The organism is Klebsiella sp. SWET4 (assembly GCF_024296565.1).
GTDB classification, from domain to species: domain Bacteria; phylum Pseudomonadota; class Gammaproteobacteria; order Enterobacterales; family Enterobacteriaceae; genus Klebsiella; species Klebsiella variicola.
This window is the reverse complement of sequence record NZ_JANCOB010000002.1, coordinates 83,699-106,461: the sequence shown is the minus strand read 5'-3', so window position 1 is coordinate 106,461 and position 22,763 is coordinate 83,699. Positions and strand designations below refer to the sequence as shown.

The window sequence follows — 22,763 nt, the reverse complement described above, 5'->3', positions numbered from 1 at the left end:
CTGCAAACGAGGCGTCCTGCCCGTAAAACGCCCTCCGCAAAAGCGGAGGGCTAACGGCAACCTTACTCGCCCTGCTCGGCGACCGGAGCTTCCGGCGCTGCGGCAGACGGAGTCTGTTCAGTTGCTTCTTTGATGCTCAGACGAACACGGCCCTGGCGGTCAACTTCCAGAACCTTAACCGGCACTTCCTGACCCATCTGCAGGTAGTCAGTCACTTTCTCAACGCGCTTATCAGCGATCTGCGAGATGTGAACCAGACCTTCTTTACCGCCGCCGATGGCAACGAACGCGCCAAAGTCAACGATACGGGTCACTTTACCATTGTAGATGCGGCCAACTTCGATCTCAGCGGTGATCTCTTCGATACGACGGATAGCATGCTGTGCTTTATCGCCGTCGGTCGCTGCGATCTTCACGGTACCGTCATCTTCGATTTCGATGGTGGTGCCGGTTTCTTCGGTCAGGGCACGGATAACAGAACCGCCTTTACCGATAACGTCTTTGATCTTGTCCGGGTTGATCTTGATGGTGTGGATACGCGGTGCGAATTCAGAGATATCGCCGCGCGGCGCGTTAATCGCCTGCTCCATCACGCCCAGGATGTGCAGACGCGCACCTTTAGCCTGGTTCAGAGCAACCTGCATGATTTCTTTGGTGATACCTTCAATTTTGATATCCATCTGCAGCGCAGAGATACCGTCGCGGGAACCCGCAACTTTGAAGTCCATATCGCCAAGGTGGTCTTCGTCACCCAGGATGTCAGACAGAACGACGAAGTTGTCGCCTTCTTTCACCAGACCCATTGCGATACCCGCAACGGCGGCTTTCACCGGCACACCCGCATCCATCAGCGCCAGAGAGGCGCCACAGACGGAGGCCATGGAAGAAGAACCGTTGGATTCGGTGATTTCAGACACCACGCGAACGGTGTATGGGAATTCGTCGATAGTCGGCATCACGGCCAGTACGCCGCGCTTAGCCAGACGACCGTGACCGATTTCACGACGCTTCGGAGAACCCACCATGCCAGTTTCGCCTACGGAGTACGGAGGGAAGTTGTAGTGGAACAGGAAGGAGTCGGTGCGCTCGCCCATCAGTTCGTCGATGTTCTGCGCGTCGCGTGCGGTACCCAGAGTCGCGGTAACCAGCGCCTGCGTTTCGCCACGGGTGAACAGTGCGGAACCGTGAGTACGCGGCAGTACGCCGGTACGAACGTCCAGACCACGGATCATGTCTTTTTCGCGGCCATCGATACGCGGCTCGCCTGCCAGTACGCGGCTACGAACCACGTTTTTCTCGATGGCGTGCAGGATTTCACCCAGCTCGTTAGCGTCCAGGGTTTCATCTTCTGCTACCAGCGTGGCGATGGTTTCAGATTTGATCACGTCAACCTGAGCGTAACGCTCTTGTTTGTCGGTGATACGGTAAGCATCGCTCAGGCGGGATTCAGCCAGCGCAGCCACGCGCGCGTTCAGCGCTTCGTTGACGGCTTCCGGCTGCCAGTCCCAACGCGGTTTACCGGCTTCTTTCACCAGGTCGTTGATGTTCTGAATAACAATCTGCTGCTGCTCGTGGCCGAAGACCACCGCGCCCAGCATCTGGTCTTCGCTCAGCAGTTCAGCCTCGGATTCAACCATCAGCACGGCCGCTTCAGTACCGGCAACCACCAGATCCAGTTTGCTGGACTTCAGTTCTTCCTGGGTTGGGTTCAGTACGTACTGGTCGTTGATGTAACCCACGCGCGCGGCGCCGATTGGGCCATTGAACGGAATACCAGACAGGGACAGCGCAGCGGAAGCGCCGATCATCGCGACGATATCCGGGTTAACCTGCGGGTTAACGGAAACGACGGTGGCGATAACCTGAACTTCGTTAACGAAGCCTTCCGGGAACAGCGGGCGAACCGGGCGGTCAATCAGACGCGCGATCAGGGTTTCGCCTTCGCTTGGACGGCCTTCACGACGGAAGAAACCACCCGGGATTTTACCGGCAGCGTAAGTACGCTCCTGGTAGTTAACAGTCAGCGGGAAAAAGTCCTGGCCTGGCTTCGCTTTTTTCTGACCCACAACGGTCACGAATACCGCGGTGTCATCCATGCTAACCATCACAGCGGCCGTTGCCTGGCGCGCCATCATGCCGGTTTCCAGGGTTACGGTATGCTGGCCGTACTGGAATTTACGAACGATCGGATTAAGCAAAATTCTATCCTTTTTATCTATAAATCACGCCATATCAAAGACATAACGTCTATTGACCCGATCCTCTGCATCCTCGCGACTAATGACAACCTTTACCCGCCCCTGCGGATGAAGCCTCTCATTAGCCGCGCGAACCTCTGCATGAAGATCATTACTAGCAACAATACATGAGTTTTGAATGAATTGCTGCCGCCCGGTCGAAAAAAGGGGCCGTCAGGCCCCTTTTTCTGAAACTCGCAGAATTAGCGACGCAGACCCAGACGCTCGATCAGCGCAGCGTAACGTGCAACATCTTTACGTTTCAGGTAGTCGAGCAGTTTACGACGCTGAGAAACCATGCGCAGCAGACCACGACGGCTGTGGTGATCTTTTTTGTGCTCTGCAAAGTGGCCCTGCAGGTGGTTGATCTGTGCAGTCAGCAGTGCAACCTGAACTTCGGTAGAACCGCTGTCGTTTTCGCCACGACCAAACTCAGAAACGATTTTTGCTTTAGCTTCAACGCTTAGAGACATTTTAGAACTCCAAAAATTAAAAGAAAGAAAGGGTGCCGATCTCTAATTCAGCGACCCCTGATGCAACGCCCGAAAATGTTAAAACACTTTAGCGGACGTTAAGCGGCGATATTCTACTCGTAGCAGGCTTTTATCGCAAGAAAAGCGCTTACGCCGGGTATTCCACCACCAGACGACGCGGCGCCACGCGGCCTTCATCGTCAATTTCGCCCATGCCGAGAAACTTGCCGGATTCGTTTTCCATCACCCGCACCAGCCCGTTAAGCGGCGCGCCTGACTGACGAACCGGGTTACCGTTTTTAAAGTAAACCGCGGAGGTCTCCGGAATCGCCACCAGCGGATAGTCCGACGCCGGGCTGTCCATCGGCATCAGCAGCGGATCAAGCAGCTGCGCGGCAGGAATATCCTGCGCTGCCGCCTGATCGACCAGCGCCTGCAGCTGCTCGAGGGTCACCATCCGCTCAACCGGGTATTTGCTCACCGCCAGGCGACGCAGGAAAATCACGTGCGCGCCGCAGCCGAGCTTTTCACCTAAATCATCGATAATCGTCCGGATGTAGGTGCCTTTCGAGCAGTGGATCTCCAGCTCCAGTTCATCGCCTTCATGGCGAATAAACAGCAGCTCATAGACCGTAATCGGCCGGGCTTCACGCGGGACCTCAATGCCCTGACGAGCATACTCGTACAGCTTCTTGCCCTGATACTTCAGCGCCGAGTACATCGACGGTACCTGCTGCGTCTCGCCGCGGAAACTATCCAGCGCCGCCGCCAGCTGCTCGTCGCTAAAGGTTAGCGGACGCTCTTTCACCACCTGACCGTCGGCATCGGAGGTATCCGTGCGCTGGCCCAGTTTGGCGATCACGCGATAACGCTTATCGGAGTCCAGCAGATACTGGGAAAACTTGGTCGCTTCGCCAAGACACACTGGCAGCATACCGGTCGCCAGCGGATCCAGCGCGCCGGTGTGGCCAGCGCGGTTGGCGTTATAAATACGCTTTACTTTCTGCAGCACATCGTTGCTGGAAGCGCCCTGAGGCTTGTCCAGCAACAATACGCCGTGCACGTCGCGGCCGCGACGACGAGGACGACTCATCAGTCCTCCTTGCTGTCGTCCGGGTTCACACGACGTTCATCGTCGTGTTTCACCACGCTGGTGACCAGGTTGGACATACGCATCCCTTCCACCAGCGAGTTGTCGTAGAAGAAAGTCAGTTCCGGCACGATACGCAGACGCATCGCTTTACCCAGCAGGGAGCGGATAAAACCAGAAGCTTCCTGCAGCGCTTTGATGCCCGCTTTCACCGCGGCTTCATCTTTGTCGTTGAGGAAGGTGACATACACCTTGGCATAGGCCAGGTCACGGGACATTTCCACACCGGAAACGGTGGTCATCATACCCAGACGCGGATCTTTGATTTCACGTTGCAGGATGATGGCAATCTCTTTTTGCATCTCCTGGGCCACACGCTGCGGGCGACCAAATTCTTTCGCCATAATAAGTTCTCCAGAATAAAGACAAAAAAGGGGCCAAAAGCCCCTTTTTAAAATGATTGCCGGGTGGCGCTTCGCTTCCCCGGCTGCTTAGCCATCAAATGATTAATCGATGCTACGCTGGATTTCGATGATTTCGAACACTTCGATCATATCGCCAACGCGAACGTCGTTGTAGTTCTTCACACCGATACCACATTCCATGCCGTTACGGACTTCGTTAACGTCATCTTTGAAGCGGCGCAGGGATTCCAGCTCGCCTTCATAGATAACCACGTTGTCGCGCAGGACGCGGATTGGGTTGTGACGTTTGATCGTCCCTTCGGTAACCATACAGCCCGCGATGGCGCCGAATTTCGGCGATTTGAACACATCACGCACTTCAGCCAGACCGATGATCTGCTGTTTCAGTTCCGGAGACAGCATGCCGCTCATCGCCGCTTTCACTTCGTCGATCAGGTTATAGATGACGGAGTAATAACGCAGATCCAGGCTTTCCGCTTCGATAACTTTACGCGCAGAGGCATCGGCACGAACGTTGAAGCCAACCAGAATCGCGTTGGATGCTGCTGCCAGGGTCGCGTCGGTTTCGGTGATACCACCTACGCCGGAACCGATGATCTTCACTTTCACTTCGTCGGTAGACAGTTTCAGTAAGGAATCGGAAATCGCTTCGACAGAACCCTGTACGTCCGCTTTCAGCACGATGTTCACTTCGTGAACTTCGCCTTCGGTCATGTTAGCGAACATGTTTTCCAGCTTAGATTTCTGCTGACGCGCGAGCTTAACTTCACGGAATTTGCCCTGACGATACAGTGCCACTTCACGCGCTTTTTTCTCGTCACGAACCACAGTCACTTCATCACCCGCAGCCGGCACACCGGACAGACCGAGGATTTCCACCGGAATGGACGGACCCGCTTCCAGCACTTCGCGACCCAGTTCGTCACGCATCGCACGCACGCGGCCATATTCAAAGCCACACAGGACAATATCGCCCTTATGCAGAGTACCTTCGCGAACCAGAACGGTAGCCACCGGGCCACGACCTTTATCGAGGAAGGACTCGATGACCGCGCCGCTCGCCATACCGTTACGTACAGCTTTCAGTTCGAGAACTTCAGCCTGCAGCAGAATCGCGTCCAGCAGGTCGTCGATGCCGGTACCGGCTTTCGCGGAAACGTGGACGAACTGGCTCTCGCCGCCCCACTCTTCCGGCAGGATGCCGTACTGGGACAGTTCATTCTTCACGCGATCCGGATCAGCTTCTGGCTTATCGATTTTGTTCACCGCAACCACCACCGGTACCTGCGCCGCTTTAGCGTGCTGGATAGCTTCGATGGTCTGCGGCATCACGCCGTCGTCTGCCGCCACCACCAGAACCACGATATCCGTCGCCTGCGCGCCACGAGCACGCATGGAGGTAAACGCGGCGTGGCCCGGGGTGTCCAGGAAGGTGATCATGCCGTTGTCGGTTTCTACGTGGTAAGCACCGATGTGCTGGGTAATACCACCCGCTTCGCCGGAGGCAACCTTAGTAGAACGAATATAGTCCAGCAGCGAGGTTTTACCGTGGTCAACGTGACCCATGATGGTCACGACCGGTGCGCGCGGTTCAGCCGCAGCGCCGGTGTCACGGTCGCTCATTACCGCTTCTTCCAGTTCGTTTTCACGACGCAGGATAACTTTGTGGCCCATCTCTTCGGCAACCAGCTGCGCGGTTTCCTGGTCGATGACCTGGTTAATGGTCGCCATGGCGCCCAGTTTCATCATCGCTTTGATGACCTGAGAACCTTTCACCGCCATCTTGTTAGCCAGTTCACCAACGGTGATGGTTTCGCCGATGATAACGTCACGGTTAACGGCCTGCGCCGGCTTCTGGAAGCCCTGCTGCAGAGCGGAACCTTTACGGTGCTTACCGCCTTTACCGCCGCGAACGGCCGCACGGGCTTCTTCACGATCAGCTTTGGATTCAGCGTGTTTGTTGCCTTTCTTCGCCGGACGCGCCGCTTTGCTGCTACGGCTACGGCCGCGACCGCCTTCAACTTCACGATCGTTATCATCTTCAGCCTGACGAGCATGCTGTGACGTAGTGACGTGATAGTCGCTGCTATCTTCCGGGCTGTCTGAGGTTTCAGACCAATTTTTTTCGTTTTCTTCTGCCATACGGCGTGCTTCTTCCGCTACACGGCGCGCTTCTTCTTCAAGTTTGCGGCGTGCTTCTTCTTCCGATTTGCGCTTCAGTTCCGCGGCTTCGTTCTCACGGCGGATCTTTTCAGCCTGGGCGGTTTTGGTCATTTCGTCGGTATGTTGATTGCTCACTTTGTCTTTTTCCGCAGCTTCACGTTTCGCTTTATCAGCGACTTCACGTTTAGCTTGTTCTGCGGCCTCACGTTCAGCTTTTAATTGCGCCTCGCGTTTCGCTGCTTCTTCAGCTTCACGACGGGCCTGCTCTTCCGCTTCACGCTGCGCCTGCTCTTCCGCGGCCAGACGTTCAGCCTCTTGCGGATCGCGTTTCACAAAGGTGCGTTTCTTGCGGACTTCGATTTGTACCGATTTACTCTTTCCACCGGTACCTGGAATATTCAACGTGCTGCGGGTTTTACGCTGCAACGTCAGCTTGTCGGGCGCCGAGCCGTGTTCACGGTTCAGGTGCGTCAACAAAGTTTGTTTCTCTTGCGCGGTCACAGAATCATCAGCCGATTTGCGGATGCCTGCGTCAGCAAATTGCTGTATCAGGCGATCCACAGAGGTCTGAATCTCTGAGGCCAGCGCTTTAATAGTCACATCTGTCATGCTGTTCCTTCCTGCTACAGTTTATTACGCTTCGTCGCCGAACCAACAAATGTTGCGAGCGGCCATGATGAGCTCGCCAGCTTTCTCGTCGGTCATCCCTTCGATATCAGCCAGGTCATCAACGCCCTGCTCGGCGAGATCTTCCAGCGTACAAACACCACGGGCAGCCAGTTTGAATGCCAGGGCACGATCCAGACCTTCCAGATTCAACAGATCATCGGCAGGTTTGTTATCTCCCAGGCTTTCTTCCTGAGCCAGCGCCAGCGTAGTCAGTGCGTTTTTCGCACGCTCACGAAGTGCTTCAACGGTGGCTTCATCCAGACCGTCGATTTCCAGCAGTTCTTTCATCGGCACATAGGCCAGCTCTTCCAGCGAGGAGAAGCCTTCTTCAACCAGCACTGTCGCGAAATCTTCATCAATATCGAGATATTTGGTGAAGGTATCGATAGCGGCATGCGCTTCCGCCTGGTGCTTAGCCTGCAGGTCGTCAACGGTCATCACGTTGAGTTCCCAGCCGCTGAGCTGCGAAGCCAGACGAACGTTCTGACCGTTACGGCCAATCGCCTGCGCCAGGTTGCCCGCTTCTACCGCGATATCCATGGTGTGTTTATCTTCATCCACCACGATAGACGCGACGTCTGCCGGCGCCATGGCGTTGATCACGAACTGCGCCGGGTTATCATCCCACAGGACGATATCGATGCGTTCGCCGCCCAGCTCAGTAGAGACGGCCTGCACGCGCGCACCGCGCATACCGACGCAAGCGCCAACCGGGTCGATGCGCTTGTCGTTGGTTTTCACCGCGATTTTGGCACGAGAGCCCGGATCGCGAGCCGCCGCTTTGATCTCCAGCACTTCTTCACCGATTTCCGGTACTTCAATGCGGAACAATTCGATCAGCATCTCAGGTTTGGAACGGGTCACGAACAGCTGGGCGCCACGCGCTTCCGGACGGACAGCGTACAGTACGCCGCGGATGCGGTCGCCCGGACGGAAGTTTTCACGCGGCAGCATATCTTCACGCAGGATCACGGCTTCAGCGTTGTTGCCCAGATCCAGGGTGATGTTGTCGCGGTTCACTTTTTTCACCACGCCGGTGATGATCTCACCTTCGTGCTCGCGGAACTGATCGACCACCATCGCGCGCTCGGCTTCGCGGACTTTCTGCACGATAACCTGTTTAGCGGTCTGCGTGGTGATACGGTCGAAGGTAACAGATTCAATCTGATCTTCGACATAGTCGCCGACGTTCATGCTTTCATCTTCGTAACGCGCTGCTTCCAGCGTGATCTCGCGCGTCGGCTGAGTCACCTCTTCAACAACCAGCCAGCGACGGAAGGTGTCGAAATCGCCGCTCTTACGGTCGATTTCTACGCGAACGTCGATCTCTTGTTCGTATTTTTTCTTGGTGGCCGTTGCCAGCGCGCTTTCCAGCGCTTCGAAAATTTTCTCGCGCGGCAGCGCTTTTTCGTTGGAAACGGCTTCAACAACAGCCAAAATTTCTTTGTTCATCGGGGCCTTTCACCTCAATCCAGACTGTTAAAAGTGGGGAACCAGGTTCGCCTTCTGGATGTTACTCAGCGCGAACACTTCATCTTTGCCTTCGACGGTTACCGTGATCATTTCACCGTCTACCGCTTTGATAATGCCCTGCCATTTGCGACGGTTCTGAACCGCCATGCGCAGCACCAGCGCAACTTCTTCGCCAGTGAAACGTTGGTAGTGTTCGGCGGTGAACATCGGACGGTCGAGACCAGGCGAAGAGACTTCCAGGTTGTAAGCGACAGTGATCGGGTCTTCAACATCCATGACGGCGCTTACCTGGTGGCTCACATCAGCACAATCATCAACGTTGATGCCATCTTCACTATCAATATAGATGCGCAGTGTGGATGTGCGACCGCGAATAAATTCGATGCCGACCAGCTCAAAGCCAAGCGCTTCAACCGGCGCTGTGAGCATCTCTGTCAATTTTTGCTCTAATGTGGACAAACCCACCCCCAAGACATAAAAAAAGGGCGTATAGCCCAGTTATTCTGAAGTCAGATAACAAAAAACCCCGATAAATCGGGGCTTTAGATAACTGAACCCTGAGATCGCCATGGCGATCTGGAACACCTTCCGCAAGAATTCTTTCAAATTCGGCTACGAAGGACACTTAGTCCTCACAGTATATTTGAAAAAGTACTTAATGGGAAAGTGGTTGCGGGGGCCGGATTTGAACCGACGACCTTCGGGTTATGAGCCCGACGAGCTACCAGGCTGCTCCACCCCGCGCCTGAAACGTGGCATATTTTACTCTTATTGAGCAAAAGACGCAAATACTGCTGGGATTTGGTACCGAAGACGGGACATAAAATCGGGGTGAATTGTATCGGCAATTAGTATATTTTGTCAACATGCTTTTTATCGCCCCCGATTGCCGTTTGTGCTGGTATTTCAGGCTTTTTTAGCAAAAAGATGATGAAGCCCTTCCTGTCGCCAGTAAAAGATGGTTAAATGAATACTCACAATTAATGCATAAAAATGCAGTTAAGGTTGTTGAGTCGAACTCACCACAGTCTATCGAGCAGGGTTTTATTTTATGACGACGATTCTCAAGCATCTCCCGGTTGGTCAACGTATTGGTATCGCTTTCTCTGGTGGACTGGATACCAGCGCCGCGCTGTTATGGATGCGCAAAAAAGGCGCCGTGCCTTATGCATATACCGCTAACCTGGGTCAACCGGACGAAGACGACTACGATGCTATTCCGCGCCGCGCGAAAGAGTATGGCGCTGAAGGTGCCCGTCTGATCGACTGCCGCAAACAGCTGGTCGCAGAAGGGATCGCGGCGATTCAGTGTGGCGCTTTCCATAACACCACCGGTGGGTTGACCTACTTCAACACCACGCCGCTGGGCCGCGCGGTCACCGGCACCATGCTGGTGGCGGCAATGAAAGAAGATGGCGTCAACATCTGGGGCGATGGCAGCACCTATAAAGGCAACGATATCGAACGTTTCTATCGTTACGGCCTGCTGACCAATGCTGAACTGCAGATTTACAAGCCGTGGCTGGACAGTGATTTCATCGATGAGCTCGGCGGCCGGCACGAAATGTCCGAATTTATGATCGCCTGCGGCTTTGACTACAAGATGTCGGTTGAAAAAGCCTATTCCACCGACTCCAACATGCTCGGCGCGACGCACGAAGCGAAAGACCTCGAATTCCTCAATTCCAGCGTGAAAATCGTCAACCCGATTATGGGCGTGAAGTTCTGGGACGAAAACGTGAAGATCCCGGCGGAAGAGGTAACCGTACGCTTTGAGCAAGGCCATCCGGTGGCGCTGAATGGCAAAACCTTCGCTGACGACGTCGAGATGATGCTTGAAGCCAACCGCATCGGCGGCCGCCACGGTCTGGGGATGAGCGATCAGATTGAAAACCGCATTATCGAAGCGAAAAGCCGCGGTATTTATGAAGCCCCCGGGATGGCGCTGCTGCATATCGCCTACGAGCGTCTGCTGACCGGTATCCATAACGAAGACACAATCGAGCAATACCATGCCCACGGTCGTCAGCTGGGCCGCCTGCTGTATCAGGGACGCTGGTTCGATTCCCAGGCGCTGATGCTGCGTGATTCTCTGCAGCGCTGGGTCGCGAGCCAGATCACCGGCGAAGTTACCCTTGAGCTGCGTCGCGGTAACGACTACTCGATCCTCAATACCGTTTCAGACAACCTGACCTATAAAGCAGAACGTCTGACCATGGAAAAAGGCGATTCCATGTTTACCGCCGAAGACCGTATCGGTCAGCTGACCATGCGTAATCTGGATATCACCGATACCCGCGAGAAGCTGTTCGGCTATGCCCAGTCAGGCCTGCTGAGCGCCTCCTCGGCAACCGGTTTACCGCAGGTTGAGAATCTGGAAAACAAAGGCAAATAATCGCCTGACGATGTTTGCTCCCCGCCGGCGGCCCTCCGCCGGCTTTTTATTTTTTGTTCCCTGTCAGCGCCAGAAAAATTGAAAAGAGGCATTTTTTCCTTATCGCCCGGTCAGCAAAATTGTTGACTATAATAGCCTCAATTGATTAATTCATATCTGGTGATAAACATCATGAATATTAAACCGCCGATCAGGCCGCAAAAGGCCATTGACCGACTGATCGATGTGCTTGAGCCACACGCGACGCCCGTTAACGCGATCGCCAGAAAAAGACTCACCTGGGAATATAAAGGCAAAACCCAGCTCTTTATTTTTAAAAAAGGCGAGCTGTCGATTATTCGGAATTCCGACAAGCTATTGATGGTGACCGTCTATGAGCCCCACCTTTTCGGCGTGGCGGAAATGCTACAGCCCAGCCGCAGCCATAGCCTGCGAGCGGAAGTCTCTTCCGAACTGCTACGCATCGACTATGACCTGGCTTCCGCGCTCTTTCGTCAGCATAACCTGTGGGAGGAGGTGACCAGCCTGCTGGCCTATCATACTTCTTACCTGGTATATCGTGACGATTTGGTCCTGCAACAGCGAACCTATTCGGTGATCCGTAACCATCTGCTGGAAATGATGCTATTAACCGCAGAGACCCGACTGCGCGTGTCTATTCTTGAATATATTCAGGACAGGACCCACCTGTCGCGCAGCAGTATTCTCAATGTCTTGTCAGCATTAAAGAAAGGTGGTTATATTGCTTTCGCCCGCGGCGGTTATTTGCAAAGCATCACCTCACTTCCTGAAAAATTTTGACCGCGTCAGTCACCTTTATTTGTTGTTACTCGCCTCAATGTTGAAAATGTTTAAATTTAAATTAATAAACGCTAACGGTAAAAAAAGAAAAATTTTATGCTGAGCACCTGAATTTACCGGCGGACAACATGTCCCTGGGCTCGACCAGCAGGCAACCACTCACGGCGTTAACCGCCGGGCCTGCACCGGCTCAGGATATGCCCCGGAAATCGGCCAGGCGTGAGCAGCGGTAGCGGGAGTTGACCCCCTCGCCTGCCGTCTGCAGCGACCATAACGATGAGATCCAAGAACCCGTTAATTTTGCCCGAACGCCCGTATCGGGCTTTTTTTTATCTGAAGGAATTCAACAATGAAGTCGATTGCTCCAAAATTGTTTGCCGTGATGATCGCCCTGGGGGCCAGCAGCGCCGTCTGCGCATCCGTTAACCTGCATGGTGAAGCCGGTGCCGAGTTCACCAATCTGTCCGCCAGCTTTGGCGCCGGGGAACCGGGTATGACGTTCAATACCCAGTGGGCTCACAGCGACAATGACGGGGACAGCGTAGGGCTGGGAATGGGCTACAACTTTAACCTTGGACCTTTTCTGATGACGCTGGGCGGTAAAGGCGTCTATCTGAATCCCAAAGATGGTGATGAAGGCTATGCCATCGCCGCTGGCGGCGGCGCAGAGCTGCCCCTCGGCCAGTACTTCACGCTCTTCGGTGAGGGGTATTACTCGCCGGACTCAATGTCCAGCGGCGTCGATGATTATGTGGAGGCCAATGCCGGATTACGTATTAACGTACTCCCGTCTCTGAATATCGAAGCAGGCTATCGTTATATCGATATGGCGGGGAAAGATGGCAATCGTGACAATACCCTTGCCGACGGGGCCTATGCCGGGGTTAATTTCCGCTTTTAATCCTTACACAGGGATTGCTGTCCGGCAGTCCCTGTCTTCTCTCAGCTGGCCAACGGCACGCTTTTCAGCACGCGGTTGATCTCCTGCAGACCGGCAACATTATTCTCTTTACGGTAAACATCATTCATGGACGCCATCTGCTCCAGACGGGTCAGGGCGCCATACACCTGGTACGCCTCACTATGTCTGTCAAACACATCGCGGCGCTCCACATCCTGCAAATAATGATTTTTCAACGAATGGTTAAGGCGACCAATCAGCGCCGTATTGTCCTGGAAATAGCGCGTCACCGCCTGGGCATTATTCGCTGTAGCCCCAGGCTCACTGTGCGATACCGGTACCGTTAGCGCATTAATCGTCTCCACCGTTTGGGAGGGTGATGTTGAACTGCACCCTGCTAAACCGAGCACACCGGCGACGATAAGCAACCCGATCTTGTTCATTATGTCACTTCACCTCTGTTAATTTGACGAGGCGACTTTAACGACAGTAAAAGAAGGGAACCAGCAAAGAGATGTTTATAATTAAATGGCCGGAGGGGACAAAAACAAAAAAAGACGCTTTTCAGCGTCTTTTTTCTGGAATATTGGTACCGAGGATGGGACTCGAACCCACAAGCCCGTTAGGGCACTACCACCTCAAGGTAGCGTGTCTACCAATTCCACCACCTCGGTACAGAATACTTAGTGCGGGATGTCGCTGGTCGGCTGAGCCGGCGCAGTTGGCTGAGTTTTCTCCGTTTTCGGTGCACTCAGGTTATCCCACTCACTTCCTTTACTGGTCTTGTTGCTGTTGATGTTACCCAGCGCCAGACTGATGATGAAGAACAGCGCAGCCAGGATACCGGTCATACGGGTCATGAAGTTGCCAGAACCGCTGGACCCAAACAGTGTGCCGGAAGCGCCTGCACCGAAGGAGGCTCCCATATCAGCGCCTTTACCTTGCTGCAGCATAACCAGACCAACAAGGCCAATCGCTACAATAAGGAAAACAACCAAAAGAGCTTCGTACATAATCAACCTGTTCCTTGCGGATTTGCCGCATACCAAGTGCTTCGACCAATAAAGCGGGACGTTTTAACGTTTCCCACTGAAGCGGGTGTGAATACTAACCAAAGCGAATGACCTTCGCAAGGGCAATTTCGACACATTGTATCAACTGCAGAAAAAAACAGCAAAAAGTCGGTTTTCTATCATAAAAAAGGCGGCAAGCGCCGCCTTTTTAACCACTTAGCCGGCAAGCTTAGACGCTTTTTACCGCTTCGGCGATGCGATGCGCAAACTCGTGCACCTGATCTTCATGCTCGCCTTCCACCATGACGCGGATCAGCGGCTCCGTTCCGGATTTACGCAGCAGGACACGGCCGCGTTTCCCTAACGCTGCTTCCACTTCTGCGGTCACCGCTTTGACATGCTCGTTCTCCAGTGGGTTACCGCTGCCTTCGGTAAAACGCACATTCACCAGTAACTGAGGGAACATCTTCATGCCACTGCAAAGGTCATGCAGACTCATATGGTTACGTACCATCGCCGCGACCACCTGCAGACTGGCGACGATGCCATCGCCGGTGGTGGTTTTATCCAGCAGGATCACATGGCCTGAGTTTTCCGCACCAATGCGCCAGCCTTTTTCCTGCAGCATCTCCAGTACATAACGGTCACCGACCTTCGCGCGGGCAAACGGGATGCCTAACTGCTTGAGCGCCAGCTCCAGTCCCATATTACTCATCAGGGTACCAACGGCGCCGCCGCGCAGCTGCCCCTGACGCAGCCCTTCCCGGGCGATGATGTAGAGGATCTGGTCGCCATCGACTTTATTGCCTTCATGGTCAACCATGATCACCCGATCGCCATCGCCGTCGTAGGCAATACCCAGATCGGCTTTCTCCGCCAGCACGCGCGCCTGCAGCGCACGCACGTCGGTGGCGCCGACCTCTTCGTTGATGTTGAGGCCATCAGGCTCGCAGCCCATCGCGATAACCTGGGCGCCCAGCTCGCGGAAGACATTGGGGGCAATGTGATAGGTCGCACCGTGCGCGCAATCCACCACCACTTTCAGCGTGCCGAGGCTCAGTTCGTTGGGAAAGGTGCCTTTACAAAATTCAATGTAGCGCCCGGCGGCATCAACGATACGGCTGGCTTTGCCCAGCTCTGCCGAATCCACGCAGGTGAGTTCTTTCTCCATTTCGGCTTCAATCGCCTCTTCCACATCATCCGGCAGCTTGGTGCCCTCAATGGAGAAGAATTTAATACCGTTATCGTAGAAAGGGTTATGCGAAGCTGAAATAACGATCCCCGCCTCGGCGCGGAATGCGCGCGTCAGGTAGGCGATGGCCGGTGTCGGCATTGGCCCGGTGAACGACGCAGAGAGCCCCGCGGCCGCCAGCCCAGCTTCCAGCGCGGACTCCAGCATATAGCCCGAAATACGGGTATCCTTGCCGATGATAATTTTACGCGAGCCGTGGCGCGCTAACACTTTCCCCGCCGCCCAGCCCAGCTTAAGCACAAATTCCGGAGTGATCGGCGCATCGCCGACGCGGCCACGAATACCATCGGTGCCAAAATACTTGCGGTTACTCATAACGTTTTTTTCCCTTAGCGGCGAGGGTGGCTTCCACCACGCGCAGCGCTTCTACCGTTTCTTTGACATCATGGACGCGGATTATCTGCGCGCCCTGCATTGCTGCAATGACGGCACACGCCAGGCTGCCGTTCAGCCGTTCTGACGGCCCGACGTTCAGCAACTGACCTACCATCGACTTCCGCGACATACCAACCAACAAAGGCAGCCCAAAGTGGTGAAATTCACCCAGTCTGGCCAGCAGCTGATAATTGTGGGAGAGATTTTTACCGAAACCGAATCCCGGGTCGAGCAGCAATTTTTCTTTTGCGATCCCCGCCTGCTCGCAGCGCACAATATGTTCTGCAAAAAAGCGCTCGACATCGGCGAAGACATCCTCATATTTCGGCGCCTCCTGCATGGTTTTCGGCTGACCCTGCATATGCATCAGACACACCGGCAGCCCGGTTTCCGCAGCGGCCTGCAGCGCGCCAGGTTCGGTCAGCGAACGAATATCGTTAATGATATGCGCCCCGGCCCGGGCCGATTCGCGGATAACCTCCGGTTTGGACGTATCCACCGAGATCCACACTTCAAAGCGCTGAGCGATCGCTTCGACAACCGGGATCACCCGCGCGAGTTCCTCTTCTACGCTCACCTCAGCCGCCCCTGGCCGCGTGGATTCACCGCCGATATCAATGATGGTCGCCCCTGCGTTAATCATCAGATTGGCATGCTTCACCGCCTCAACCAGCGAGTTGTGAGCGCCGCCATCGGAGAAAGAGTCGGGCGTCACATTAAGAATGCCCATCACATGCGGATGAGAGAGATCGAGGGTTGAGCCCTGGGCTACAAGTTTCATCACAAAATCCCTGAGACTGAAGAGGTTAAAAAAAGAAAAACCCCGGAGCGGGCGCCCCGGGGTTTTTAAGGTTAAAACAAGACATCAACAGCGGTAGCTTACTTGTCGCCCAGCTGCTCTGACATGGTGTTGCCCGGGTTCGGCGTACGCGGTTCATCAACCGGACGCGGCGCACGAGGCGTGCCATTGTTGTCAGAGTTATTCGAAGAACCCGGTTCTTCCCAACCCGCCGGCGGACGAACATCGCGACGAGCCATCAGGTCGTCAATCTGCGGCGCATCGATAGTCTCATATTTCATGAGCGCATCTTTCATCGCGTGCAGGATATCCATGTTGTCGTTCAGCAGCTGGCGAGCACGACCGTAGTTACGCTCGATCAGCGATTTCACTTCCTGGTCGATGATACGCGCGGTTTCATCGGACATATGCTTCGCTTTCGCTACGCTACGGCCGAGGAAGACTTCGCCTTCTTCTTCCGCATACAGCAGCGGACCGAGTTTGTCGGAGAAGCCCCACTGGGTCACCATGTTACGCGCCAGGTTCGTCGCCACTTTAATGTCGTTGGACGCGCCGGTAGAAACATGTTCCGGACCGTAGATAATCTCTTCCGCCAGACGACCGCCGTACAGGGTGGAGATCTGACTTTCCAGTTTCTGACGGCTGGCGCTGATCGCATCGCCTTCCGGCAGGAAGAAGGTCACACCCAGCGCACGACCGCGCGGGATAATCGTCACTTTATGGACCGGATCGTGTTCCGGAACCAGACGGCCGATAATGGCGTGGCCTGCTTCGTGGTAAGCGGTCGATTCTTTCTGCGCTTCCGTCATCACCATGGAGCGACGTTCCGCACCCATCATGATTTTGTCTTTCGCTTTTTCGAACTCAACCATCGAAACAACACGTTTGTTGCCGCGAGCAGCAAACAGCGCCGCTTCGTTGACCAGGTTCGCCAGGTCCGCACCGGAGAAGCCAGGGGTACCGCGCGCAATGATCGCCGCGTCGATATCCGGCGCCAGCGGTACGCGACGCATATGCACTTTCAGGATCTGTTCACGACCGCGAACATCCGGCAGACCAACGACAACCTGACGGTCGAAGCGGCCTGGACGCAGCAGCGCGGGGTCCAGAACGTCCGGACGGTTAGTCGCCGCGATAACGATAATACCTTCGTTACCTTCGAAGCCGTCCATTTCAACCAGCATCTGGTTCAGGGTCTGCTCACGTTCATCGTGACCACCGCCAAGACCCGCGCCACGCTGGCGGCCGACGGCGTCGATTTCATCGATGAAGATGATGCAAGGCGCTGCTTTCTTAGCCTGCTCGAACATGTCACGCACACGAGATGCACCGACACCGACGAACATTTCGACGAAATCAGAACCGGAAATTGTGAAGAACGGTACTTTTGCTTCGCCAGCGATCGCTTTCGCCAGCAGCGTTTTACCGGTACCCGGAGGGCCGACCATCAGGACGCCTTTCGGGATCTTACCGCCCAGTTTCTGGAAGCGGCTCGGCTCACGCAGGTATTCCACCAGCTCACCGACTTCCTCTTTCGCTTCGTCACACCCGGCAACGTCGGCAAAAGTGGTTTTGATCTGGTCTTCCGTCAGCATACGGGCTTTGCTTTTGCCGAAGGACATCGCGCCCTTCCCGCCACCGCCCTGCATTTGCCGCATAAAGAAGATCCAGACGCCGATCAACAGCAGCATAGGGAACCAGGAGATGAAGATGGAAGCCAGCAGGCTTGGCTCTTCTGGTGGTTCGCCAATAACTTTGACGTTTTTAGTCAACAGGTTATCGAGCAGCTTCGGATCGTTAACCGGAATGTAAGTCGTGTAACGGTTACTATCTTTCTTGGTAACGTTGATCTCACGTCCGTTGATACGCGCTTCGCGAACCTGGTCCTGATTGACCTCTTGCAGGAAGGTAGAATAATCCACCTTGCGGCCATTCGACTCGCTGGGCCCAAAGCTCTGGAATACTGACATCAGCACAACGGCAATGACCAGCCAGAGTATTAGGTTTTTCGCCATGTCACTCAAGGGATTAACCTCTTATTACAACTGTGTTAAAAACAGCGTCAGGATACTCTATATCCAGTTTCTTTCAAACTTTCGTTTGAAATCTGCCGGTTATGGTTTACGCCCGGTCGCTACAATATACACTTCACGCGAACGAGCGCGGGAAGAGTCCGGTTTACGAACTTTGACCTTCGTAAACAGGGAGCGAATTTCTCGAAGATACTCATCGAAGCCTTCGCCCTGGAACACCTTCACTACAAAACTACCACCTGGCGCTAATACATCACGAGACATTTCAAGCGCCAGTTCTACCAGATACATAGCCCGGGGAATATCCACCGCCGGTGTTCCGCACATATTCGGCGCCATATCGGACATGACAACTTGGACTTTACTGTCGCCCACTCGCTCAAGTAACGCTTTCAGGACTAATTCATCACGAAAATCGCCCTGAAGGAAGTCCACACCAACGATTGGATCCATTGGTAAAAGATCGCAAGCGATGATGCGGCCGCTGTTGCCGATCTGCGTGACCGCATACTGCGACCAGCCACCGGGAGCAGCACCGAGATCGACTATCGTCATCCCCGGCTTAAAAATTTTGTCACTTTGCTGTATTTCATCAAGTTTAAACCAGGCACGGGAACGTAACCCCTTTTTCTGTGCCTGTTGAACATATTTATCGCTAAAGTGTTCCTGAAGCCAGCGGCTTGAGCTGGCAGAACGCTTTTTACCTGTCATTTAACATTCCCGTTCGGGTTCATCGTACTTTACTGCGTAAAAATCGACGCGGTAGTTTGGCGATATATGGGAGATGGCGGTAGAATGACCCGTTTTCAATCCCAACGTAAGCAAAAAAACACGATGAATCTGAGTACTAAACAAAAACAGCACCTTAAAGGTCTGGCACATCCGCTCAAGCCGGTAGTTATGCTTGGCAATAATGGTTTGACCGAAGGGGTACTGGCCGAGATCGAACAAGCGTTAGGGCACCATGAGCTCATCAAGGTGAAGATCGCCTCAGAAGATCGCGAAACTAAAGCCTTGATCGTGGAAGCCATCGTACGTGAAACCGGCGCCTGTAACGTACAGGTCATCGGTAAAACGCTGGTTCTGTACCGCCCAACGCCAGAGCGTAAGATCTCGCTGCCACGCTAAGAATATCCTGAATCTCGACACAACTTTGTGTAAAACGAGGGATTTCTGCGGCCAGGCGAGCAAAATGCCATGCTCCTGACGTTGATAAAAGGCCGCTATGCGGCCTTTTTCCTTTCTTTACAATCTATAAACATCGTAGCGGGAAATACGCCTTACAGGTATTCAACCTTAGTAATTTCGTATTCCACTTCACCACCCGGGGTACGGATAGTCACGACGTCATCCTGCTCTTTGCCGATCAGACCACGGGCGATCGGCGAGTTCACGGAGATCAGATTCTGCTTAAAATCAGCTTCATCATCACCCACGATGCGGTAGGTCTGTTCCTCATCGGTATCGAGGTTGAGCACGCTGACGGTTGAGCCAAAAATTACCCGGCCATTGTTCGGCATTTTGGTGATATCGATCACCTGGGCATTGGACAGCTTCGCTTCAATATCTTTGATACGCCCTTCGCAGAAGCCCTGCTGCTCACGCGCAGCATGATACTCAGCATTCTCTTTCAGATCGCCGTGTTCACGAGCGTCAGCAATAGCGGCAATGATTTCAGGACGACGCACAGACTTCAGATAATCCAGTTCTTCGCGCAGTTTCTCAGCGCCACGTAAGGTCATCGGAATCGCTTGCATTAGTTATACCTCTTTATCATTCCTTCAGGGAACGGAGAGCTCCGCCCCGCCACCTGCCCTGCCCACAGGCAGGACACGAGCAAAAAGAAACCGACCCGGGAAACACTCCCCAGGTCAGCAGCAATTTTTCATTTGATAGGTATTTTACCCCGAAGTTCATTATGGGTCATCGTTTACTTTACTGGGCGTTGCACCGTAGTATGACGGCCTGGCTTCAGGTTGTTAGCGCGAGATTATGCGATTTCCCAGATTTATCATCGGATTGACTGCCGGTATAGCGCTTAGCGCTCAGGCGGCGAATATTGACGAGTACATCAACCAGCTTCCCGCCGGTGCGAACCTTGCCTTTATGGCGCAAAAGGTCGGCGCATCGACGCCGGAAATCGACTATCACAGCCAGCAAATGGCGCTCCCGGCCAGTACGCAAAAGGTTATCACCGCGCTGGCGGCTCTGCTGCAGCTGGGGCCCGATTTCCGCTTTACCACCACGCTGGAAACCAAAGGCTCACTTGACGGCGGCGTGCTGAAAGGCGATCTGATTGCGCGCTTCGGCGGCGATCCGACGCTCAAACGGCAGGATATTCGCAATATGGTGGCGACGCTGAAAAAAGCTGGCGTGCAGCGTATCGAAGGCAATGTGCTCATCGATACCTCGGTCTTCGCCAGCCATGACAAAGCGCCGGGCTGGCCGTGGAACGACCTGACGCAGTGCTTCAGCGCCCCGCCGGCGGCCGCAATTGTCGACCGTAACTGCTTCTCTGTCTCGCTGTATAGCGCGCAGAAACCGGGCGATCTCGCCTTCATTCGCGTTGCGTCCTATTATCCGGTCACCATGTTCAGCCAGGTGCGAACGCTGGCGCGCGGCTCAGCAGAAGCACAGTACTGCGAGCTCGACGTAGTGCCAGGCGATCTCAATCGCTATACCCTCACTGGCTGCCTGCCGCAGCGTAGCGAGCCGCTGCCGCTGGCCTTCGCCATTCAGGACGGCGCCAGCTACGCCGGGGCGATCCTCAAAGCGGAGCTGACCCAGGCGGGGATCACCTATAGCGGCACGCTGTTGCGCCAGACGCTGGCCAATGACCCCGGAACGGTATTAGCCACCACCCAGTCGGCTCCACTGCACGATCTGCTGCGGATCATGCTGAAGAAGTCAGATAACATGATTGCCGACACCGTCTTTCGTACCATCGGCCACGCCCGCTTCGGCGTACCAGGCACCTGGCGGGCAGGATCCGATGCCGTACGCCAGATCCTGCGTCAACAGGCTGGGGTCGATCTCGGCAACACGATCATCGCCGACGGCTCTGGCTTGTCGCGCCACAACCTGATCGCCCCGGCGACCATGATGCAGGTGCTGCAGTATATCGCCCAGCACGATACCGAGCTCAACTTCATCTCCATGCTGCCGCTGGCGGGCCACGACGGGTCGCTGCAATACCGCGCCGGTCTCCACCAGGCGGGCGTGGATGGCAAAGTCTCGGCGAAAACAGGTTCGTTGCAGGGGGTTTATAACCTTGCAGGCTTTATCACTACCGCCAGCGGACAAAAGGTGGCCTTCGTGCAATATCTCTCCGGCTACGCCGTGGAACCCGCCGACCAGCGTAATCGCCGCATCCCGCTGGTCCGCTTTGAAAGCCGCTTGTATAAAGATTTGTACCAGAACAACTAAAACAAAAGGGCCGCATCAGATGCGGCCCTTTTTGATCCAGCGAAGTCAAGATTAGCGTTTGTAGATGAATTCGACGCCTTCTTCGTCGTCTTCGTCCCAGTCGTCATCCCAGTCTTCGTCATCTTCCACTTCGACTTCGGCTTCTTCAAGCTGCTGACGGTGATAGTCGTCCCACATGAACTCGACTTTCTCCGGCTTCTGCTCTTCTTCCACATGCACGATCGGGTTTTCGATGATAAAGGTCATCACGTCCCAGCACAGCTCTTTCACGCCCTGCTGGCTGGCCGCTGAGATCAGGTAGAATTTATCTTCCCAACCCAGCGCTTCGGCAATCGCCTTCGCTTTGGCTTCGGCTTCCGCTTTGTCCATCAGGTCAATCTTGTTAAAGACTAACCAGCGTGGCTTGGAGGCCAGCTTCTCGCTGTATTTCTCCAGCTCGCCAATGATAATGCGGGCATTCTCAACCGGATCGGAACCATCGATAGGCTCGATGTCGATGAGATGCAGCAGCACACGGCAGCGCTCAAGGTGCTTGAGGAAGCGGATACCAAGGCCTGCGCCTTCCGCTGCGCCTTCAATCAGCCCCGGGATATCGGCGACCACGAAGCTCTTCTCGTTGTCCATACGCACCACGCCCAGGCTCGGCACCAGGGTGGTAAACGGATAGTCAGCCACTTTCGGCTTGGCGGCGGAGACCGCGCGGATGAAGGTGGATTTGCCGGCGTTCGGCATCCCCAGCATCCCGACATCGGCCAGCAGCATCAGCTCCAGCTGCAGGTCGCGTTTATCACCCGGGGTACCCATGGTCTTCTGACGCGGGGTGCGATTAACGGATGATTTGAAACGGGTGTTGCCCAGACCGTGCCAGCCACCTTTCGCCACCATCAGACGCTGACCGTGTTTGGTCATGTCGCCCATGGTCTCGCCGGTGCCCTGGTCGATAACCCGGGTCCCGACCGGCACTTTCACCGTCACGTCTTTACCACGCTTACCGGTACAGTCGCGGCTCTGGCCATTCTGCCCGCGTTCGGCGCGGAACGATTTTTCAAAACGGTAGTCGATCAGGGTGTTCAGGTTCTCGTCCGCTTCCAGCCAGACATCGCCGCCGTCACCGCCATCGCCGCCGTCCGGACCGCCTTTCGGAATATACTTTTCGCGGCGGAAGCTTACGCAACCATTGCCGCCGTCACCTGCTACGACCAGGATCGTTGCTTCATCTACAAACTTCATTTTACTCT

General features: G+C 54.8%; 20 protein-coding genes and 2 tRNA genes. 5 read left to right on the top strand and 17 right to left on the bottom strand.

Annotated features, from left to right (window positions below; genetic code table 11):
- Positions 1-62: 62 nt before the first annotated feature.
- From pnp to NKJ21_RS07240, 8 genes are all read right to left on the bottom strand, one after another.
- A complete protein-coding gene (gene pnp / locus NKJ21_RS07275; protein ID WP_008806626.1) occupies positions 63-2,198 on the bottom strand; it encodes a polyribonucleotide nucleotidyltransferase in 2,136 nt (711 codons plus the stop codon).
- Between the two features lie 242 nt (positions 2,199-2,440).
- Positions 2,441-2,710 carry a 30S ribosomal protein S15 gene (rpsO, locus tag NKJ21_RS07270; RefSeq protein ID WP_012540479.1) on the bottom strand — a complete coding sequence of 90 codons (270 nt, stop codon included), beginning with the start codon at positions 2,708-2,710 and terminating at the stop codon, positions 2,441-2,443.
- Positions 2,711-2,858: 148 nt separating this feature from the next.
- The gene (truB, locus tag NKJ21_RS07265; RefSeq protein ID WP_049139420.1) at positions 2,859-3,803 is read right to left on the bottom strand and encodes a tRNA pseudouridine(55) synthase TruB; all 945 of its coding nucleotides are present in this window, start codon (positions 3,801-3,803) and stop codon (positions 2,859-2,861) included.
- On the bottom strand, positions 3,803-4,204 hold the full coding sequence (gene rbfA, locus NKJ21_RS07260) for a 30S ribosome-binding factor RbfA (protein WP_002918248.1): 402 nt from the start codon (positions 4,202-4,204) through the stop codon (positions 3,803-3,805). The genes truB and rbfA overlap by 1 nt, the downstream gene beginning before the upstream one ends.
- 102 nt (positions 4,205-4,306) lie before the next feature.
- The gene (infB, locus tag NKJ21_RS07255; RefSeq protein ID WP_008806629.1) at positions 4,307-6,997 is read right to left on the bottom strand and encodes a translation initiation factor IF-2; all 2,691 of its coding nucleotides are present in this window, start codon (positions 6,995-6,997) and stop codon (positions 4,307-4,309) included.
- A 24-nt stretch (positions 6,998-7,021) separates the two neighbouring features.
- A complete protein-coding gene (gene nusA / locus NKJ21_RS07250; RefSeq protein ID WP_008806630.1) occupies positions 7,022-8,509 on the bottom strand; it encodes a transcription termination factor NusA in 1,488 nt (495 codons plus the stop codon).
- A gap of 27 nt (positions 8,510-8,536) precedes the next feature.
- Positions 8,537-8,989, bottom strand: coding sequence for a ribosome maturation factor RimP (gene rimP / locus NKJ21_RS07245; protein ID WP_002918364.1), 453 nt, complete (start codon positions 8,987-8,989; stop codon positions 8,537-8,539).
- Positions 8,990-9,197: 208 nt separating this feature from the next.
- Positions 9,198-9,274, bottom strand: a tRNA-Met gene (locus NKJ21_RS07240).
- 307 nt (positions 9,275-9,581) lie between these two features.
- On the opposite strand from NKJ21_RS07240, the gene argG reads away from it, so the two are divergent.
- The 3 genes from argG to NKJ21_RS07225 all read left to right on the top strand — a co-directional run bounded on the left by argG (position 9,582) and on the right by NKJ21_RS07225 (position 12,627).
- Positions 9,582-10,925, top strand: a complete 1,344-nt coding sequence (argG, locus tag NKJ21_RS07235; RefSeq protein ID WP_008806631.1) for an argininosuccinate synthase — start codon at positions 9,582-9,584, stop codon at positions 10,923-10,925.
- Positions 10,926-11,096: 171 nt separating this feature from the next.
- Positions 11,097-11,726: a winged helix-turn-helix transcriptional regulator gene (locus tag NKJ21_RS07230; RefSeq protein WP_012540476.1), complete on the top strand. Its 630-nt coding sequence runs from the start codon at positions 11,097-11,099 to the stop codon at positions 11,724-11,726.
- A 349-nt stretch (positions 11,727-12,075) separates the two neighbouring features.
- On the top strand, positions 12,076-12,627 hold the full coding sequence (locus NKJ21_RS07225) for a YfaZ family outer membrane protein (protein WP_008806633.1): 552 nt from the start codon (positions 12,076-12,078) through the stop codon (positions 12,625-12,627).
- Between the two features lie 41 nt (positions 12,628-12,668).
- Here NKJ21_RS07225 and NKJ21_RS07220 read toward each other — a convergent pair whose 3' ends face one another.
- From NKJ21_RS07220 to rlmE, 7 genes are all read right to left on the bottom strand, one after another.
- Positions 12,669-12,917: a hypothetical protein gene (locus tag NKJ21_RS07220; protein WP_162493299.1), complete on the bottom strand. Its 249-nt coding sequence runs from the start codon at positions 12,915-12,917 to the stop codon at positions 12,669-12,671.
- A gap of 297 nt (positions 12,918-13,214) precedes the next feature.
- Positions 13,215-13,301 (bottom strand) — tRNA-Leu (locus NKJ21_RS07215).
- A 9-nt stretch (positions 13,302-13,310) separates the two neighbouring features.
- Positions 13,311-13,640 (bottom strand): preprotein translocase subunit SecG, encoded by a 330-nt coding sequence (secG, locus tag NKJ21_RS07210; protein WP_060619835.1) that lies wholly within the window; start codon positions 13,638-13,640, stop codon positions 13,311-13,313.
- 229 nt (positions 13,641-13,869) lie between these two features.
- A complete protein-coding gene (gene glmM / locus NKJ21_RS07205) occupies positions 13,870-15,207 on the bottom strand; it encodes a phosphoglucosamine mutase (protein WP_002918370.1) in 1,338 nt (445 codons plus the stop codon).
- A complete protein-coding gene (folP, locus tag NKJ21_RS07200) occupies positions 15,200-16,048 on the bottom strand; it encodes a dihydropteroate synthase (RefSeq protein WP_012540474.1) in 849 nt (282 codons plus the stop codon). The genes glmM and folP overlap by 8 nt, the downstream gene beginning before the upstream one ends.
- A 98-nt stretch (positions 16,049-16,146) precedes the next feature.
- Positions 16,147-18,081, bottom strand: a complete 1,935-nt coding sequence (gene ftsH, locus NKJ21_RS07195) for an ATP-dependent zinc metalloprotease FtsH (RefSeq protein WP_008806637.1) — start codon at positions 18,079-18,081, stop codon at positions 16,147-16,149.
- A 99-nt stretch (positions 18,082-18,180) separates the two neighbouring features.
- Positions 18,181-18,810 (bottom strand): 23S rRNA (uridine(2552)-2'-O)-methyltransferase RlmE, encoded by a 630-nt coding sequence (gene rlmE / locus NKJ21_RS07190; RefSeq protein ID WP_008806638.1) that lies wholly within the window; start codon positions 18,808-18,810, stop codon positions 18,181-18,183.
- Between the two features lie 123 nt (positions 18,811-18,933).
- Here rlmE and yhbY point away from each other — a divergent pair, with 123 nt between their 5' ends.
- Positions 18,934-19,227 (top strand): ribosome assembly RNA-binding protein YhbY, encoded by a 294-nt coding sequence (yhbY, locus tag NKJ21_RS07185; RefSeq protein WP_002918374.1) that lies wholly within the window; start codon positions 18,934-18,936, stop codon positions 19,225-19,227.
- Positions 19,228-19,379: 152 nt separating this feature from the next.
- Here yhbY and greA read toward each other — a convergent pair whose 3' ends face one another.
- Complete coding sequence (gene greA, locus NKJ21_RS07180; protein ID WP_008806639.1) at positions 19,380-19,856, bottom strand: transcription elongation factor GreA; 477 nt, start codon at positions 19,854-19,856, stop codon at positions 19,380-19,382.
- Positions 19,857-20,091: 235 nt separating this feature from the next.
- Here greA and dacB point away from each other — a divergent pair, with 235 nt between their 5' ends.
- Positions 20,092-21,525 carry a serine-type D-Ala-D-Ala carboxypeptidase gene (gene dacB, locus NKJ21_RS07175; RefSeq protein ID WP_008806640.1) on the top strand — a complete coding sequence of 478 codons (1,434 nt, stop codon included), beginning with the start codon at positions 20,092-20,094 and terminating at the stop codon, positions 21,523-21,525.
- Positions 21,526-21,576: 51 nt separating this feature from the next.
- Here the strand turns inward: dacB and cgtA are convergent, their stop codons facing one another.
- The gene (gene cgtA, locus NKJ21_RS07170) at positions 21,577-22,755 is read right to left on the bottom strand and encodes an Obg family GTPase CgtA (RefSeq protein ID WP_008806641.1); all 1,179 of its coding nucleotides are present in this window, start codon (positions 22,753-22,755) and stop codon (positions 21,577-21,579) included.
- Positions 22,756-22,763 lie beyond the last annotated feature (8 nt).

Bases quoted from the DNA above. Each gene is read 5' to 3' on its own strand.
- rpsO (WP_012540479.1), bottom strand. From the start codon at position 2,710: ATGTCTCTAAGCGTTGAAGCTAAAGCAAAAATCGTTTCTGAGTTTGGT.
- truB (WP_049139420.1), bottom strand. From the start codon at position 3,803: ATGAGTCGTCCTCGTCGTCGCGGCCGCGACGTGCACGGCGTATTGTTG.
- rbfA (WP_002918248.1), bottom strand. From the start codon at position 4,204: ATGGCGAAAGAATTTGGTCGCCCGCAGCGTGTGGCCCAGGAGATGCAA.
- infB (WP_008806629.1), bottom strand. From the start codon at position 6,997: ATGACAGATGTGACTATTAAAGCGCTGGCCTCAGAGATTCAGACCTCT.
- nusA (WP_008806630.1), bottom strand. From the start codon at position 8,509: ATGAACAAAGAAATTTTGGCTGTTGTTGAAGCCGTTTCCAACGAAAAA.
- argG (WP_008806631.1), top strand. From the start codon at position 9,582: ATGACGACGATTCTCAAGCATCTCCCGGTTGGTCAACGTATTGGTATC.
- NKJ21_RS07230 (WP_012540476.1), top strand. From the start codon at position 11,097: ATGAATATTAAACCGCCGATCAGGCCGCAAAAGGCCATTGACCGACTG.
- NKJ21_RS07225 (WP_008806633.1), top strand. From the start codon at position 12,076: ATGAAGTCGATTGCTCCAAAATTGTTTGCCGTGATGATCGCCCTGGGG.
- secG (WP_060619835.1), bottom strand. From the start codon at position 13,640: ATGTACGAAGCTCTTTTGGTTGTTTTCCTTATTGTAGCGATTGGCCTT.
- glmM (WP_002918370.1), bottom strand. From the start codon at position 15,207: ATGAGTAACCGCAAGTATTTTGGCACCGATGGTATTCGTGGCCGCGTC.
- folP (WP_012540474.1), bottom strand. From the start codon at position 16,048: ATGAAACTTGTAGCCCAGGGCTCAACCCTCGATCTCTCTCATCCGCAT.
- ftsH (WP_008806637.1), bottom strand. From the start codon at position 18,081: ATGGCGAAAAACCTAATACTCTGGCTGGTCATTGCCGTTGTGCTGATG.
- rlmE (WP_008806638.1), bottom strand. From the start codon at position 18,810: ATGACAGGTAAAAAGCGTTCTGCCAGCTCAAGCCGCTGGCTTCAGGAA.
- yhbY (WP_002918374.1), top strand. From the start codon at position 18,934: ATGAATCTGAGTACTAAACAAAAACAGCACCTTAAAGGTCTGGCACAT.
- greA (WP_008806639.1), bottom strand. From the start codon at position 19,856: ATGCAAGCGATTCCGATGACCTTACGTGGCGCTGAGAAACTGCGCGAA.
- dacB (WP_008806640.1), top strand. From the start codon at position 20,092: ATGCGATTTCCCAGATTTATCATCGGATTGACTGCCGGTATAGCGCTT.
- cgtA (WP_008806641.1), bottom strand. From the start codon at position 22,755: ATGAAGTTTGTAGATGAAGCAACGATCCTGGTCGTAGCAGGTGACGGC.